The organism is Pseudomonas sp. FP198, assembly GCF_030687895.1.
In the GTDB taxonomy this organism is placed as follows: Bacteria; Pseudomonadota; Gammaproteobacteria; order Pseudomonadales; family Pseudomonadaceae; genus Aquipseudomonas.
The window spans coordinates 2,712,802-2,729,271 of the sequence record NZ_CP117452.1; the positions used below are offsets into that span (position 1 = coordinate 2,712,802).

Annotated in this window: 14 protein-coding genes; 7 read left to right on the forward strand and 7 right to left on the reverse strand. The window is 62.1% G+C overall.

Annotated features, from left to right (window positions below):
• The first annotated feature begins 197 nt into the window (after window positions 1–197).
• The gene (locus PSH78_RS12495; RefSeq protein WP_370871100.1) at window positions 198–1,403 is read left to right on the forward strand and encodes a DUF1624 domain-containing protein; all 1,206 of its coding nucleotides are present in this window, start codon (window positions 198–200) and stop codon (window positions 1,401–1,403) included.
• Between the two features lie 378 nt (window positions 1,404–1,781).
• Complete coding sequence (mqo, locus tag PSH78_RS12500) at window positions 1,782–3,425, forward strand: malate dehydrogenase (quinone) (RefSeq protein ID WP_305500865.1); 1,644 nt, start codon at window positions 1,782–1,784, stop codon at window positions 3,423–3,425.
• A 77-nt stretch (window positions 3,426–3,502) separates the two neighbouring features.
• On the opposite strand, the gene PSH78_RS12505 is transcribed toward mqo, so the two are convergent.
• Window positions 3,503–3,952 (reverse strand): Rrf2 family transcriptional regulator, encoded by a 450-nt coding sequence (locus PSH78_RS12505; RefSeq protein ID WP_305500866.1) that lies wholly within the window; start codon window positions 3,950–3,952, stop codon window positions 3,503–3,505.
• A 144-nt stretch (window positions 3,953–4,096) separates the two neighbouring features.
• On the opposite strand from PSH78_RS12505, the gene PSH78_RS12510 reads away from it, so the two are divergent.
• The gene (locus PSH78_RS12510; RefSeq protein WP_305500867.1) at window positions 4,097–4,996 is read left to right on the forward strand and encodes an NAD(P)/FAD-dependent oxidoreductase; all 900 of its coding nucleotides are present in this window, start codon (window positions 4,097–4,099) and stop codon (window positions 4,994–4,996) included.
• A 3-nt stretch (window positions 4,997–4,999) separates the two neighbouring features.
• On the opposite strand, the gene PSH78_RS12515 is transcribed toward PSH78_RS12510, so the two are convergent.
• From PSH78_RS12515 to PSH78_RS12525, 3 genes are read right to left on the reverse strand one after another with little or no spacing between them, the layout of a single operon-like run.
• Window positions 5,000–6,307, reverse strand: a complete 1,308-nt coding sequence (locus PSH78_RS12515) for a CitMHS family transporter (protein ID WP_305500869.1) — start codon at window positions 6,305–6,307, stop codon at window positions 5,000–5,002.
• Between the two features lie 53 nt (window positions 6,308–6,360).
• Window positions 6,361–6,684, reverse strand: coding sequence for a hypothetical protein (locus tag PSH78_RS12520; RefSeq protein ID WP_305500870.1), 324 nt, complete (start codon window positions 6,682–6,684; stop codon window positions 6,361–6,363).
• Window positions 6,684–8,033: an acyclic terpene utilization AtuA family protein gene (locus tag PSH78_RS12525; RefSeq protein WP_305500872.1), complete on the reverse strand. Its 1,350-nt coding sequence runs from the start codon at window positions 8,031–8,033 to the stop codon at window positions 6,684–6,686. The genes PSH78_RS12520 and PSH78_RS12525 overlap by 1 nt, the downstream gene beginning before the upstream one ends.
• Window positions 8,034–8,134: 101 nt before the next feature.
• Here PSH78_RS12525 and PSH78_RS12530 point away from each other — a divergent pair, with 101 nt between their 5' ends.
• Window positions 8,135–9,025 (forward strand): LysR family transcriptional regulator, encoded by an 891-nt coding sequence (locus PSH78_RS12530; RefSeq protein ID WP_305500874.1) that lies wholly within the window; start codon window positions 8,135–8,137, stop codon window positions 9,023–9,025.
• A gap of 131 nt (window positions 9,026–9,156) precedes the next feature.
• On the opposite strand, the gene PSH78_RS12535 is transcribed toward PSH78_RS12530, so the two are convergent.
• Together PSH78_RS12535 and PSH78_RS12540 are read right to left on the reverse strand one after the other, a co-directional pair.
• Window positions 9,157–10,008: a CAP domain-containing protein gene (locus PSH78_RS12535; RefSeq protein ID WP_305500875.1), complete on the reverse strand. Its 852-nt coding sequence runs from the start codon at window positions 10,006–10,008 to the stop codon at window positions 9,157–9,159.
• A 194-nt stretch (window positions 10,009–10,202) separates the two neighbouring features.
• A complete protein-coding gene (locus tag PSH78_RS12540) occupies window positions 10,203–10,976 on the reverse strand; it encodes an L-iditol 2-dehydrogenase (RefSeq protein WP_305500877.1) in 774 nt (257 codons plus the stop codon).
• A 409-nt stretch (window positions 10,977–11,385) separates the two neighbouring features.
• Here PSH78_RS12540 and PSH78_RS12545 point away from each other — a divergent pair, with 409 nt between their 5' ends.
• The 3 genes from PSH78_RS12545 to PSH78_RS12555 all read left to right on the forward strand — a co-directional run bounded on the left by PSH78_RS12545 (window position 11,386) and on the right by PSH78_RS12555 (window position 14,275).
• The gene (locus PSH78_RS12545) at window positions 11,386–12,327 is read left to right on the forward strand and encodes an AraC family transcriptional regulator (protein WP_305500879.1); all 942 of its coding nucleotides are present in this window, start codon (window positions 11,386–11,388) and stop codon (window positions 12,325–12,327) included.
• Between the two features lie 75 nt (window positions 12,328–12,402).
• Window positions 12,403–13,629 (forward strand): RtcB family protein, encoded by a 1,227-nt coding sequence (locus tag PSH78_RS12550; protein WP_305500881.1) that lies wholly within the window; start codon window positions 12,403–12,405, stop codon window positions 13,627–13,629.
• Between the two features lie 10 nt (window positions 13,630–13,639).
• Window positions 13,640–14,275, forward strand: a complete 636-nt coding sequence (locus tag PSH78_RS12555; RefSeq protein WP_305500882.1) for a hypothetical protein — start codon at window positions 13,640–13,642, stop codon at window positions 14,273–14,275.
• 214 nt (window positions 14,276–14,489) lie between these two features.
• Here the strand turns inward: PSH78_RS12555 and PSH78_RS12560 are convergent, their stop codons facing one another.
• On the reverse strand, window positions 14,490–16,262 hold the full coding sequence (locus PSH78_RS12560) for a sigma-54-dependent Fis family transcriptional regulator (RefSeq protein ID WP_305500884.1): 1,773 nt from the start codon (window positions 16,260–16,262) through the stop codon (window positions 14,490–14,492).
• Between the last annotated feature and the right edge of the window lie 208 nt (window positions 16,263–16,470).

The following is a 16,470-nucleotide window of genomic DNA, read 5'->3' on the forward strand; positions in this document are numbered from 1 at the left end:
CCTGTGGGAGCGAGCTTGCTCGCGATAGCGGAGTGTCAGGCAAACATGTTCAGGCTGACCCACCGCCATCGCGAGCAAGCTCGCTCCCACAAAGGCATCGGAATGGATAACAATACTTTGTGTTATGTTATCCTCTTTCTTTTGCCAGGAATTCTCATTCCTGATCCTGCAAAGCCCCACGACTCCTGAGTATCGCCATGAGCCTATCCCCAAGCGCGACAAGCCCGTCCGCTGTCATCGCTCCAACCCTCGCCTCCAGTACCGCAACAACCGCGACGCGCCTGCTCGCCATCGATGCGCTGCGGGGTTTTGTCATGTTGCTGATGCTGGTCGACCACGTCCGCGAAACCTTCCTGCTGCACCGCCAGGTCACGGACCCGATCGACGCATTGAGCGTGACCCCGGACCTTTTTTTCACTCGTTTGCTCAGCACGCTTTGTGCGCCGGTGTTCATCTTCCTTACCGGTTTGTCGGCCTGGCTCTACAGCCAGAAACACACCGCCAGCGAGACTTCGGTGTTCCTGCTCAAGCGTGGCCTGTTCCTGGTGTTTCTGGAGCTCACCTTCGTCTGTTTTGCCTGGAACGCCGAGTTTCCGCCGAAGACTTTGTGGCTGCAGGTCATCTGGTGCATCGGCATCTGCATGATCGCCCTGGCGGCGTTGCTGCACTTCAAACGCAGCTGGCTGATCGTGCTGGGCGTTGCCATCGTTGCCGGGCATAACCTGTTGGATGGTGTGGTGCTGGGGCCGGACTCGCCGTTTTTCGTGCCGTGGTCGATTCTTCACCAGCGGTCGTTCATCGAGATCACCGAGTTCACCCGGGCACGCACCACCTACCCGGTGTTGCCATGGATCGGCGTGATCCTGCTGGGTTGGGCGATCGGGCCATGGTTCGGCAAGGACATCGAAGCGGCCATGCGAGTGCGGCGCCTGCTCAAGGTTGGCATCGGCTTGCTGGTGGCGTTCGTGTTTATCCGTTATCTCAACGTCTACGGTGACAAACCCTGGCTCCAGACCGGGGATGCACTGCGTACCTTCATGAGTTTCATGAGCGCGACCAAGTACCCGCCGTCGCTGATGTTCCTGATGCCGACGCTGGCGGTGGGCCTGATCCTGCTGGCGCTTTTCGAAAAAGCCCAGGCGAAGGGCAGCATCGCGATCCTGGCCATCTATGGCGGCGCTCCGATGTTTTTCTACCTGCTGCACCTGTACGTGCTGAAGGCCATGTACCTGCTGGCGGTGTTTATCTGGGGCACCAATCAGGGCGCTTATTTCGGCTTCGACCACTTGCCGATGGTCTGGTTGTGGAGCGTGTTGTTGAGTGTCGCCCTGTTTTTTCCAACGCGTTGGTTCGCCGCGTTGAAACAACGTCGGCGCGACATCGCGATCCTCAAGTACCTCTGATTTCGGGGCGGAGCGCGTATTCACGGCGCGCAATCGAGCCATTAAAACGCCGTCATTTGGTCGGCGTTTTTACCTCGAATGCAAAAATGCGCTTCGGTCTGCTTATTTCCTTCTGTAAACTCCCCCCGCTGCGACAATCGGGCACGGCCTTGGCAGGCCCGATCCAGACCGTTTTGCAGTGTCCCTCACCCAGCTGAAGCCAAGACCTACAAGAAGTCAGCGCCGGAGAGACATAAATGTGAGGCCGATATTGCTCGGCCCCTGTAGGTCCTTCCTCCAGTCCATCAATCCCCGCCCGCTGGCCATGCCGGCATGGGTGCGGACCCTGCTTGAACAGGATTGGGGGACGGAATGGCGTTCCACCCTAGGGATACACACATGTTGAAGAAAACACATACGGCGCTGCTGGGCCTGGCGATGGCGATGGGTCTTGCGACCACGCACGCCGCCGAGCCGAAAAAAGTGGATGTCTTGCTCATTGGCGGCGGCATCATGAGTTCGACCCTTGGCGTCTGGCTCAATGAGCTGGAGCCGGGCTGGACCATGGAAATGGTCGAGCGCCTGGACGGGGTTGCCGAAGAGAGCTCCAATGGCTGGAACAACGCCGGCACCGGGCACTCCGCCCTGGCCGAGCTGAACTACACGCCGGAAGACAAGAACGGCAAGGTCGACATCTCCAAGGCTATCGAAATCAACGAAGCCTTCCAGATTTCCCGTCAGTTCTGGTCCTGGCAGGTCAAGAACGGCGTGCTGAAGAACCCGCGCTCGTTCATCAACTCCACCCCGCACATGAGTTTCCTGTGGGGTGACGAGAACATCGCCTTCCTGAAGAAGCGCTACGACGCCCTCCAGGCCAGCCCGTTGTTCGCCGGCATGCAGTATTCCGAAGACCCTGCGCAGATCAGCAAGTGGGTTCCGCTGATGATGCAAGGGCGTGATCCGAGCCAGAAAGTCGCGGCCACCTGGAGCCCACTGGGTACTGACGTGAACTTCGGCGAAATCACCCGCCAGTTCGCTGCCCACCTGCAAACCAGGCCGAACTTCTCGCTCAAGCTGTCCAGCGAAGTGGAAAACATCACTCGCAACGAGGATGGCTCCTGGCGCGTTTCGTACAAGAACCTGAAAGACGGTACCGAAACCGAGACCGACGCCAAGTTCGTGTTCATCGGTGCCGGTGGCGGCGCGCTGCACCTGCTGCAGATGTCGGACATTCCAGAAGCCCGTGAATACGCCGGTTTCCCGGTGGGCGGCTCGTTCCTGGTCACCGAAAACCCGACCGTCGCCCAGATGCACCTGGCGAAGGCGTACGGCAAGGCTTCGGTTGGCGCGCCACCGATGTCGGTTCCGCACCTGGACACCCGCGTGCTCGACGGCAAGCGCGTGATCCTGTTTGGCCCATTCGCCACGTTCTCTACCAAGTTCCTGAAAAACGGTTCGTACTTCGACCTGCTGACCAGCACCACGACCCACAACGTGTGGCCGATGACCAAGGTCGGTATCGAACAGTACCCACTGGTTGAATACCTTGCCGGCCAGCTGATGCTGTCGGATGAGGACCGCTTCAACGCGCTGAAGGAATACTTCCCGGACGCCAAGCAGGAAGACTGGCGCCTGTGGCAAGCCGGCCAGCGCGTGCAGATCATCAAGCGTGACGAAGAGAAGGGCGGCGTGCTGAAACTCGGTACCGAAGTCGTCGCTTCCCAGGACGGCAGCATCGCCGGTCTGCTGGGCGCCTCGCCAGGCGCCTCGACCGCTGCACCGATCATGCTGACCGTGCTTGAGAAGGTCTTCAAGGACAAGGTAGCCACCCCGGCCTGGCAGGAAAAACTGCGCCAGATCGTACCGAGCTACGGCACCAAGCTGAACGACAATCCTGAGCGCGTCGCACAGGAATGGGCCTACACCAGCGAAGTCCTGCAACTGGACCCGCCACCGGCTATCGGCAAGCCAGGCACCGTGGTAGCGCCGGCCCAACCGGCTGCTCCTCGCGAGGCCAACCCAGCGGCCGACATGGCGCTGTAAACCGGACGCTGTCTGGTGAGGTACAAAAACGCCGCTCATTGAGCGGCGTTTTCATTTGCAGGCTCGGCCCACAGGGATCAGTGGTGAGGCTCGCCCTCGGGGGCGCCCCGAAACCGCGCATCAAAATCCTCGGCCAACTGCGCCAGGGTAATGCTGCCCAGACGCTTGAGCAGCAACGCCTGGGCCTCGTCGAAGGCGTCCGTCAGCGCCGCATTCACCGCTTGTTCCACCAGGCATTGCGGGTGGTCGGTCGACAGGCCAAGCGCAAAGATCGATGTGCTGCCCAACGCTTGATGAATATCCAGCAGCGTCATCTCCGAGAGCGGCTTGGCCAGGGCCCAACCACCGCGATGGCCTTTCTCCGACGTGACGTAACCCTGTTCCTTGAGCAATGCCATGGTCCGGCGCACGACCACCGGGTTGGTGCCGAGCATCTGCGCGAGGGTGTCGGAGGTGGCGGATTGCTGGTGGCGATCCATGTGGATCAATACATGGAGCATGCGGGACAGGCGTGTGTCGTTTCTCATCGGGCTGACAGATTCCATGACTGGGGCGAGGGTGAGTATTACTTGTAATCGCAAAAGTTACGAGACGGTTGACAGTGGCTTTTCAAGAAACTTACGATGTGTCGAGACTTGCCGCGCCATAAAAACCACTCTTGGAGATCGCCCATGGAATACGACGTCATCATTACAGGCGGCAGCTATGCCGGTATGTCCGCGGGTCTGCAACTGGCCCGCGCCCGGCGCAAGGTGCTGGTGATCGACGCGGGTGAGCGTCGCAATCGCTTCGCCGCGACTTCCCATGGCTTTCTCGGGCAGGACGGTCGTGCCCCAGACGATATAGCCGGCGACGCCCGTGTTCAGCTCATGGCGTACCCGACGGTTGATTGGGTATGCGACACCGCGACCCAAGCCAGCAGGGATGCCGAGGCTTTTATTGTCGAGACCGCAGCCGGCATGCGTTACCGTTCCCGCCGGCTGTTGCTGGCCACAGGCGTGATTGATGACTTGCCCGACGTGCACGGGCTGACCGAGCGCTGGGGCAAAAGCGTCTTCCATTGCCCGTATTGCCACGGCTACGAGTTGGACCAAGGGCCGATCGGCGTTCTCGCAACCTCGCCGATGTCGCTGCACCACGCCTTGATGCTGCCCGACTGGGGGCCGACGACGTTCTTCACCAATGGCGTGCTGGCGCTTGATGCGGAGCAACAGGCGAGCCTCGATCAGCGTGGCGCTACGGTTGTGACCGAGCGAGTGGCGCGTATCGAAGGCGAACGGGCCGACGTGGTACTGGCCAACGGTCGGGTGGTTGCCATCGACGGCCTGTTCGTCTTGCCGCGTACGCGGGTTGCCAGTCCACTCGCGGCCGCCCTGGGCTGCGTGTTCGAAGAGGGTCCGCTTGGCGCATTCATCCAGAGTGACCCGATGACCCGCGAAACCAGCGTGCCGGGCATATTTGCCTGCGGCGATGCGGCCATGCCGTTCGGCTCGGTCGCGCTGGCCGTTGGCGATGGGGTGAGGGCGGGCTCGGGGGTACATCGGTCGCTGATCTTCCAAACCCACCCTTGAGTTTCAGACTTGTACAGCCCCGGTTGCCACGGCAAAGGCGAGCATTACCAGGCTGACGCCCCAGGCCCAGAAAAACGTATAGGCCATGTGCTTGCGCAACTCTACGCCGGACAGTGCCAGGGCCAGATACACGCTGGGTACCACCGGGCTGATGGAGAAGCCGGTGTTCTCACCGATCAGCATGGCCCGCGCCACCGCTTCGAGAGGAACGCCAGCGGCGATGGCGACGTCCTTGATCACCGGCAGCAGGGCGAAATAGTAGGCGTCCGGTGAGAAGATCATCCCAAGGGGGACGCCGAAGAACCCGACAATTACATGCAGGTATTGGGCAGCACCGGCGGGCAGGATGTCGATCAGCGCCAAGGCCATGCCGTCTGACATCTTCGCCCCGGAGAGCACGCCCAGCAGCACGGCAGCGGCCATCATCACCAGAACCATCTGCAACGCATCGGACGCATGGGCCTTGAGGCGTTCGGCCTGGGCGTCGAGGGACGGGAAGTTCAAGGGCAGGGCGATGCCCAATCCCACCATGAAACAGGCGTACAGCGGAAAGATACCGGTGAACAGGCACAGCAGAATGCCGCCGGTAAGGGCCACATTCAGCCAGTAGCGCAGCTGCCGGGGAGACAGACTGAATTCGCGGCTTTGCATTTGCAGGTCGTCCATGTCACGCGTCGCGGCCGCACCCAGCGACATCGGTTGGCGCCGCTGCGCGCGCGACCCCAGTATCGTCGCCACCCCGAGCATGCACACCAGGCCCACCAGCTGCACCGGCAGCAACCCCAGCCACAGCTCGGTGGCATCGAGCCCCGACACGGCAGCGGCCCGCGCAGTCGTGCCGCCCCAGGGCACCATATTGATGACCCCGGCCGTGGTTCCCACCAGGCACAACAGCATCGTCGGGCTCATGTTCAGGCGCTTGTACAAGGGCAGCAGTGCCGGGATCGTCAGCAGAAACGTCGCGGCGCCGACGCCATCCAGATGCACCACCGAAGTCACCAGAACGGTAACCAGCGCCACCGCCAGGGGCTTGCCGCCCGTGCTGCGGATCAACAGGTTGACCAGCGGATCGAACAACCCACGGTCGCGCATGATGCCGAAGAACAGGATGGCAAACAGAAACAGCGCGGCGGTCGGCGCGACAGTGATCAGGCCGGCCTTGATGAACTCGCCGATCTGCGCGAGATTGAAGCCGGCAAGCAGGCAGACGACCACGGGAAGGGTGGTGAACGCCACCACCGGACTGATCCGGCGCAGCAATATCAGCCCGATAATGGCAAGCATCATCAGGAAACCCAGGGTTGTAATCATGTTGCAGCCTCTCTTTTTATTGTTGTCGGATGGTGTTGCGGGCGGCGAGTTGCTCAGTCTTCCGGTCCCGGCAGGCGCACGGCCAGGAGCAGGTAGCTGAGGCTTTTTCCATGGCGGTCGAGACCGCAGCTTCGATTCACGCCGCCTTCCAGGGCGTCCTCGAGCACAAAGTTCAACGCCTTCAGGTTCGGCAGTTCATAGCGATGCACCCTGGAGGGCTGGCGCGTCGCGAACTGCTCGGCGACGAGCTCGCAGCTCAGCTCCCGGAGGAGCCAGGAATAATGGGCCGGGTCGTGGGGAAATACCGCGATGCTGAGGATGTTGCCTTTGTCGCCGGCACGGGCGTGGGCGAAGTCGGCGAGGGTGACCAGGCTCATCAGTACCACTCCAGGGCTGTATGGATTTCATCACGCGGCAGCAGGAAGCTGCGGGTGGTAACGGCTTCTGCGAGATGGCGCCGGACGCCACCGCCGCCAGCCGGTCCGTTGGTGTAGAGCGACTCGACCTCCGCCAGGAGGGTTTCGAGCAGCGATCGGTCGGTGTGGGTCAGGCCGATACGCACCCGCACGTCCTCCAGCAAAGGCGCCTGGGCCAGTTGTTTTTGCAGATAACGGCCACCCTGGTCGTTGAACAGGCTGGCGACTCCCGACAGGTCGATCCACGGCTGTACACCTGGCGCCAGACGATCGAAACGCTGCAGCAGGATGTCGCGCGCCAGGGCGGCGCGCGCCACGGCACCGGGGCCTGCATAGGAAATCTCGGCCTCGCCGAACCAGAGTCCGCGCATCCCCGCCAGGCCCTTGAGGGTGTCGGGGCGCGGATGGCCGATCACGCCAGTGACTTCCACGCGGTCGTTCCCCAGGTCCTGTACGTGGGCCACGCCCAGATCCAGCACGACGTCCGGCGTCAGATAACGTCGCGGATCATGGACTTCATAAAGCAATTGCTCCTTGACGGTCTGCTCGCTGACCCGTCCGCCACTGTTGCGCGTCTTGCCGATGATCAAGCGGCCGTCCTGGTGAATTTCGGCGATCGGGCAGCCGAGGTTGGCCGGGTCCGGGATATCCTTCATCCCGGGGTGGGCGAAATAGCCGCCAGTGACCTGGGCGCAGCATTCCAGCAGATGTCCGGCGGCGGTCGCGACGGCCATTTTTTGCCAATCGTCGGCCTTCCAACCCAACCCATGGCGGATCGCGCCTACCGCCAGGGACGGATCCGCAACCCGGCCACACAGCACGATGCCAGCGCCCTCGGCCAGTGCCTGGACGATACCGTCGGCTCCGGTGTAGACGTTCACCGAAACCGGCTGTTCATCGGCACTCGGCGACAGCCATTGTTCATAGCGTGGAGGCGTTTCTTCGAGCAGGTCGTCGCCCAGTACGCAGGCGATTTTCAGCGCCGGGAAACGCCCGGCCAATTCGTCGCGTAACCGTTGCGCGGCGGCCCTGGGGTTGGCTGCGCCGCCGTTGGTGATGATCGCAATGCCGGCTTCGATGCAAATCTCCAGCATGGGTTCGAGGAAGTCGAACAGACGCGCGGAGTAGCCCGACCGTGGATCGAGGCGCTTGCGCAATTGCGCCTCGGCGAGGGTCCGTTCAGCCAGCAGCTCCAGCATGATGTAACGCTGTCCGCTGCGTTGCGCCAAGTCCTGGGCCAGGCGCAGCGCGGCGTCGGGTCGATCATTGGCAAAACCTGCGCCGCACCCGACGAGAATTGTTTTTGTCATGTTCGTGTTCCACTGAAGGGTGGCCCCATAGTGGAGAGACAGAATTATTCTGTGAATTTTAAAGATAGAATCAATTGATCCAGTAATTTTATGAGCCGGTCATGAACGTTTCTTTCCGACAGCTTCGAGCCTTCATCCTCATCGCCGAGACTTCCAGCTTCACCCGCACCGCGGAACAGCTGCACCTGTCACAACCGGCGCTGAGCTACAGCATCCGCAAACTGGAAGAAAGCATGGGCTTGCAGCTGCTTGCGCGTAATACCCGCAGCGTCGAGCTGACGCCTGCCGGCGAGCATTTCCTGCCCCAGGCCAGGCGCATGCTGCGGGACATGGACGATGCCGTGCGCGATGCTCGCGACACCTTGAGCCTGAGTCGCGGCACGCTTCGACTCGCGGCCTTGCCCACGGCTGCCGCGTCGTTTCTGCCGATCGCCATGGCTGCTTTCCAGCGTGAAAACCCGGGTGTGACGGTGAGCCTGCTGGATGGCCGCGCCGGAGAAATCCTCGGCTGGGTGCAGCGCGGCGAGGTAGACGCCGGCATCAGTTCGCTGCCTGAGGACCTGTCCGGACTGAGCTTCGAGCGCCTGTTGGATGACAATCTGGTACTGCTGAGCCACAAACACTCGCGGGGTGACGACCAGGAGGAGTGGACGCACCAGCCCTACATTGCCCTGACGCCGGACACGAGCATCCGGCCTTTGGCTGACGCGGCGCTGCGCTATCTGAACGTGGATGCAATCCCCGCCTGGGAGGTGGCGCATATGAGCACGGCCACGGCGCTGGTCCGTGAAGGGCTGGGATTCTCTTTATTGCCGGCCAGTTGCACGGCGGTGTTCAACATCGGCGAACAGTGCGCTGTCACCCCAATCGATCAGCCGGCCAAGCGCTCGATCGGGCTGTTGCAGCGCAAGCCGGTGGCCCAATCGCCGTCGTTGAGCCAGTTCATGGGACATGTGCGGCGAGTTTTGCGGGAGGGTGAGGCGGGCGCTTGATGAGGGGTGGTCGGCCGCCTTCGCGAGCAGGCTCGCTCCCACATTGAACGCGGCATACCCCGAATGACTCCTCAGGGGCTCTTCTGTGGGAGCGAGCCTGCTCTCGAAGGCGCAAGCCCGGCCAGCACCGGTCATTGAGTACCAAACATCGCCGTCCAGTAGATCCCCGCATCACTTTTCGGGTCCACCGCGTACCCGGCTCCCAGTTCGCGAAATTGCGGGTTCATCAGGTTGGCGCAATGCCCGGGGCTGGCCAGCCAGCCGTCCACCACCTTCAAAGCCGTGTCTTGCCCGGCGGCGATGTTTTCGCCGATGGCCTGGCCCAGGTAGCCGGCCAGTTCGGCGCGGTCGCCGGGCGTGCGGCCATCGCGGTCCTTGTGGTCGAAGAAGTTGTTGTTGGCCATGGCTCGGGTGTGATTCACCGCCGCCAGGGCCAGGGTGGCGTTCCAGGCCAGTGGAGTGGTCGCGGTGTAGGCTTCGGTGCCGCAGCGGCGCGGTTGCGCGCGGGCGCTGTTGATGAGTTTGAGCAGTTTCTGGCCCTCGGCTTGCCAATCGCCCAGGCGCGCCGACAACAGCGGGCGAGCCAGGACGATGCGCCATTCGCGGTCCAGTCGGCTGACACCGACGTCAATGAACTGCGGGTCCAGCACGACCTGGCAGAAACTTTCCTGCACGGCCTTCATCGCCGCTTGCGCGTCGCGCGGCCCGGACAGGCTGATCGCTTGCACGTTGACCATCGGATAGGCCGCCCGGGCCAACGCCTGTTGCAGATCGCCGATGCCATTGGCCGACAGGATCAACCGCGAATCCATCGCCAGCGGCGGCAGCTCCAGGGACGCCTGGCCGGCGCAGCTCTGGGACTGGCTGCGGTAGAGATTGATGGACTCGACCAGTTTCGTCTCTTCGGTGGCTACCGCACTGACGGCGAACGTCAGCCCCAGCGACAGCGCGGCAAGACGCATGACGGAAAAAATGGCACGCATGTAAATCTCCCTTGAGCGGACGGCGCCTATGATGCGCAATTTTTGCCCCGCTGGGGCAACGGTATTCACGCTCTCTTGAAATCCCTTGGACGGCACCGTTTGGTACCGTTCGGGACGCTCCTCAAGTAGTGGGATCAATTTTCAGGCGAATAGGTCCATTTTCATCGTCTCAAGGCCGTAAAACCTGCGATGCGTCAGCTCATCCAGTTACCGCCGTCGACGTTATAGGTCTGTGCCACCACGTATTCGCTGTCAGCCGAGGCCAGGAAAACCGCCATGCCGGCAAGATCCTGGGCGGTGCCCATGCGGCCATAGGGAACCTGCCGAGCGACCTGACGCTTCTTTTCCCCCAGCGGCAGGTTCTCGTAGCGCGCGAACAGCGCGTCGACGCCGTCCCAGTGCTCGCCATCCACCACGCCAGGAGCGATGGCGTTGACGTTGATGCGATGCTTGATCAAATCCAACCCGGCGGACTGGGTCAGGCTGATCAGCGCCGCCTTGGAGGCGCAATAGACCGCCACCAGGGCCTCGCCACGCCGGCCGGCCTGACTCGCCATGTTGATGATCCTGCCGCCATGGCCCTGGTGGATCATCTGTCGGGCAGCGGCCTGCAGCGTGAACAGGGCGCCGGCCACGTTGATGGAGAACAGCCGTTCGTAGCTTTGCCGGGTGATTTCGACGATGGGCGCCAGATCGAACAGCGCCGCGTTGTTGATCAGGATGTCCAGCTTGCCCGCCCGGGCGACGACTGCCTCGATCGCCTGATCGATCGAGACCTGGTCCGTCACATCCATTCTTATCGCATAGGCGTTGCCGCCCAGTTCGCTGGCGGTGGCCTGGGCCCGGTCCAGATCGATATCGGCAATCGCCACCGTCGCGCCTTCATCGATATAGGCCTGGGCGAATGTCTTGCCGATGCCGCGGGCAGCACCGGTGATCAGTGCGCTTTTTCCTTGCAGTCGTTTCATGGGGGATGGTCCTGTTCTGATAACAAAAATGAAGGTCGGTGGCTCTTGTGGCGAGGGAGCTTGCTCCCGCTGGGTTGCGCAGCAACCCCAAAAACGGCCAATGCGTTTCGTCAGGTCAACCGCATTCACCGGTTTTACGACTGCTGCGCAGCGGAGCGGGAGCAAGCTCCCTCGCCACGGGTATTGGATGAACCGTCATTGCTTGGGCAGCAGGACGGATCCGTCGTTGTCGATGGGGATTACAGCAGTGCCACCGAAGGTCGACAAACACGCAGAGGATCGTTGCGTGATACTTTTTTAACCTTCCAGCCTGTCGGTTAAAAAAGTATCGGTGGCGCGTCAGGGCGAAGCTGGCGACCGCTGGGCAGCCAGCGTATGGTGCGGTCCATAACGATAAGAGAGGCGCGACATGCCTGATCACCGAACGCTGCTTTACGACCAGCGCCCGCCCGAGCTGGAGGTCATCCTGCCTGAGCCCGAGCACAGCTTTCGCTGGTACGAGCATGACTATCCTTATCCAATGGCGCGCTGGAATCACCATCCGGAGTTTGAAATCCACTTGATCCGTCGGGGCAGCGGCAGGCTGCTGGCGGGTGACTACATCGGCCCGTTCGGGCCCGGCCATGTGGCGATGATCGGTCCGGACCTGCCCCACGACTGGATGGGCGACCTGGCGCCCGGCGAGCATCTGGCCGGGCGCGATGTGGTGTTGCAGTTCGACGGTGCTGCCTTCATGGCCCTGCGCCAGACACTGCCGGAACTGGGAAACCTGCAACGCCTGTTCGAACGGGCACGCCGTGGCCTGGCCTTCAATGGCGGCACCGCGCGGCGCGCCGCGCAGTTGCTCGAAGCGATCGGACCGGCCCGGGGCGTGGCGCGGCTGGCACTGTTTTTCGAACTGCTCGACACCCTTGGTCGCGCCCGCGAGAGCGATGTCCTGTGCCTGGCCAGCCCTTGCTACGCGCCGTCGCTCGATGAACGCAGTTCGGCGCGCATCCAGAAAGCCTTCGAATACCTGCAAGCCGAACTGACCGGCGACCTGCGCCTGTCGGTGATCGCCCGGCAACTGGGCATGAGCGAACCCGGTTTCTCGCGCTTCTTCAAACGCATCACCGGCCATGGATTCATCGACCTGATGCGCAAGCTCCGGGTCCAGCGCGCCTGCCGGCTGCTGTCGCAGAGCGAAATGGCGGTGACCGACATCTGTTTTGAAGTGGGCTACAACAACCTGTCCAACTTCAATCGGCATTTCCGCATCGAAATGAACCAGACGCCCAGCGACTATCGCCGGGGCGTTGTTTCCTGCTCGCTACATCCAGACACGCAACCGCGTTCGACAAATCCTCGCTGAATCTGCGTTCATGCCCAGTGTCGAAATTCTGAGCCGGCAATCAAGCGCGGCTCGTCATTGAACAGAACCGCGACCATGCACGAGAAAACCTACGAATTGCTGGAAGTCGCCAACGGCAAGCCCATCAAGCTCTGGACCGAGGGCGTGCCGGTGGAGGCCGAAGCCCGCCAGCAGTTAATGAACACGGCGAAAATGCCATTCATTTTCAAACACCTGGCGGTGATGCCCGATGTGCACCTGGGCAAGGGTTCGACCATCGGCAGCGTGATCCCCACCGTGGGCGCGATCATTCCGGCGGCGGTGGGGGTGGATATTGGTTGCGGCATGATCGCCGCGCGCACTTCGCTCGATGCCGCCGATTTGCCGGACAGCGTCCAGGCCCTGCGCAGCGCCATCGAAAAAGCCGTGCCCCATGGGCGCAGCCTCAGCCATGGAGGACGCGACAAGGGCGCCTGGAGCAATGTCCCACGCGAGGCTGACCAGGCGTGGGTCGCGCTGGCCGCGCGCTTCAAGGCGATTACCGACAAATACCCGAAGCTGGCCCGGACCAACAACCGTCAGCATCTGGGTACGCTGGGCAGCGGTAATCATTTCATTGAAGTGTGCCTGGATGAGGCCAACCGGGTCTGGTTCATGTTGCACAGCGGCTCCCGGGGCGTGGGCAATGCCATCGGCAATCTGTTCATCCAGTTGGCCCAGGCCGACATGCGCCAGCACCTCGCCAATCTGCCGGACCGTGACCTGGCCTACTTCGAGGAGGGCAGCCGGCATTTCGACGATTATGTCGAAGCGGTGGGCTGGGCCCAGGATTTCGCCCGGCAGAATCGGGCGCTGATGATGGACGCGGTGATACGCGCCGCCCGGCAGGTCATCGGCAAACCGTTCGAAGTGGCATTGGAAGCGGTGAATTGTCATCACAACTATGTGCAGAAAGAGCGACACTTCGGACACGACGTACTGGTGACGCGCAAGGGCGCGGTATCGGCCAGAAAAGGCGAGTTGGGTATCATCCCCGGTTCAATGGGCGCCAGGAGTTTTATCGTGCGCGGCCTGGGTAACGAGCAATCGTTTTGTTCGTGCAGCCACGGTGCCGGCCGGGTCATGAGCCGGACCGAGGCGAAAAAGCGTTTCAGCGTCGAGGATCAGGTCCGCGCGACCGCCCATGTGGAATGCCGGAAAGACGCTGCGGTGATTGATGAAATTCCGATGGCATACAAAGACATAGACAAGGTAATGCATGCACAACGTGAACTTGTCGAAGTGCTGCATACGCTGCGTCAGGTCGTCTGTGTGAAGGGTTAGCGGAGCGAGCATGTTGAGCATTGTCGAGCAGGCAGCCAGTGAAGCGTTGCGCCAGCGAATGGAGGCGGCCGGTTGCGCCTTCGAATTCCTGGTGCTTGCTCCCGAGGCGGATGAGATCGTCGATCAGTCGTTGCACTGCCAGGCCGTGGACCGGCTGTTCCAGTACATTGAGGCGCAATGGTTTGAACGAGATCGCCAACTGCGCCTTGATCCGCGTTATGCCGATATCGCCCCACCGAGCATGCATTGGGACCTGGGCAAGGCCATTCCCAAGGCGCTGGGTCAGGACCAGATCATCCGGCTCATGCGTACGGGAAAAACTGAACGCAACCCGCAATCCTATGCCTTGTACGACGCGTTCTGCGAGCCGCCCTACAGCACCCGCTTTATCAACGACACACCCCAGGCGCTGTTCAAAGAGTGGCTTGAACTGCTCGGACTTGTGCCGGATAGCGGCGTGGTGGTGCTGGACTGGGTCGACAACTTCAACTTCAACGGATTGGCCAGCGACGAGCCCGATCCCGCCCGGGATCCCTGGAGCGACTATTTCGCTGATGGCCTGGAGTGGTGGGGCGTGTGGTGCCTGAGCATCTGGAATCCCGGGCGCCGGACCCTGGGTGTGCTGACGGCGAGCACGACGGATTGAGCGCTTCCAGCACCGGGCAGTATTGGACTGACAAAAAAAACCGTGGCGAGGGAGCTTGCTCCCGCTCGGCTGCGCAGCAGTCGCAAAGAGGCTACTGTGGTCTGCCTGAAGAAATGCAGGGGCCTGCTGCGCAGGCCAGCGGGAGCAAGCTCCCTCGCCACGGAGTTTGTGGCCGATGTCTTCGCGAGCAGGCTCGCTCCCACTGAGTCTGTGTTTATTCGTCGATATTGCGTTGGTGTTTCTTCAATCGATAGGCGAACTGCGCCCGGCTCAAGCCTAGCGACCTGGCTGCCGCCGCCAGGTTGCCGCTGTTCAGTTGCAGGGCTTCGTTGATCAGGCGCGACTCCAGGCCGTCGATGGAGAAGTCCGCGTCCCATTGACTGAGCGACGGCAACAGCGGCGCCTTCGCCGCAGCGTCGCTCGCGGCCGGCGCCAATGACGTGAGCCCGCCATTGCCGTCCACCGAATACGCATCCGCCGGCAATTGCTCGTCGCGAAACAGATGCACCAGGTCAATGGCCTGGCCTTCTTCGCTGGCAATCAAGCCGCGTTCGATGAGGTTCTGCAGTTCTCGCACGTTGCCAGGGAAGTCGTAGCGCAGCAGCATCTTCAGGGCGCGCATGGTCAGGCCCACCGGTGTACGGCCGTATTCCCGGCAGAAGCGCTTGAGAAAGGCATTGATCAGCAACGGTATGTCATCGCGGCGATCGCGCAAGGGCGGGAGGGCGATGGGGTAGACATTGAGCCGGTAGAACAGGTCTTCGCGAAACTCGCCTTGGGCCACGGCTTTGCGCAGATCGAGGTTGGTCGCCGCGACCACGCGCACGTCGACCTTGATGGCATGGCCGCCACCGACCCGTTCGATTTCCCGCTCCTGCAACGCGCGCAAAAGCTTGCCTTGGCCGGCCAGGCTCAGGCAGGTGATTTCATCAAGGAACAACGTACCGCCATCGGCCCGCTCGAAACGGCCGGGGCGTGAATGAGTGGCGCCGGTATAGGCACCGCGCTCGACGCCGAACAGTTCGGCTTCGATCAGGTTGTCGGGTATCGCCGCGCAGTTGAGGGCGATGAACGGCCCCTGGCGGCGACGGCTCAGTTGGTGCAACTGACGGGCGAACATTTCCTTGCCCACGCCAGACTCGCCGGTGACCAGCACGGTGGCCGGTGTCAAGGCGACCCGCTGCAGAGCCAGCGTCGCCGCGTTGAACGCCGCACTGGCGCCAATCAGCGGTTGTTCGCTGTCAGGCAGCGGATCACTGGCAGCCATTGGGTCGGGCCTGGCGCCGGACGGCAAAGGTGTCGCCGGTTGTGAGGCATTCAGGTAGCTCAGGTCGCGCTCGATATCGCCCCATTGCTCGGCGGTCTTGCCGACGACACGACAGCGCTCATGCCCCATGCCCCGGCATTCCACTTCGCGAAAGACCACCAGTTGCCCGAACAACCCGCTGACGAAGCCGATCGCGTAACCCAGCTCGGTCCAGCACACCGGATCCTGCCCGGTGCCATAGGCGGCGATATGTTCGTCGGCTTCGCAGGAGTGGTGCCAGAGAAATTCCCCCTCATAAAACCCCGATTCCGCATCGAACTTGAAATGCAGCGGCTCGACCTTGGTCATGCCTTCGAGGGTATGCAGGTGGGTGCCTGCGCGAAACACCGCGGCAGCGTCGGCGTGGGGCCAGCGTTCACGAATCAGCCGGGCGTCCCGGGCGCCGGAGCAATAGCCGGTGCGGGTGAGCATGCCCCGGGCCTGCTCCAGTCCCTGGCGCTCGATGATTTCCCGACGCAACGCGCCGAAGGACGAACTGTGCAGCAACAACATGCGTTGGTCGTTGAGCCAGATACGCCCGTCATCGGGGGAGAAAAACAGGCAGTTGGTCAGTTCTGCCGGAGTTGGCGAGCTGCTGTCGCTCAGTTCCTTGCTATCGCCGCGTGGACGAAAAGGCTCGGCAGCGATCCGCTCCGGCAGCGGACAGTGGGGATTATTCATTGTTATTGCCCCTGATGGTGGTAGTCGAAATGAACACCTGGCCAGATAGTTATTAAGCATAACTTTATCAAATGAACAAGTGGCGATCGGCCAGCGGCTGGTTCGACGCCAGCGACGTTGCCCTTTGCCAGTCGGGGAGCCTTGATCCAGAGCCTTGCGACAAGTTTGTGCAGGACCGCGGGTGAATTCGGCACACGGCTTGCTCAGC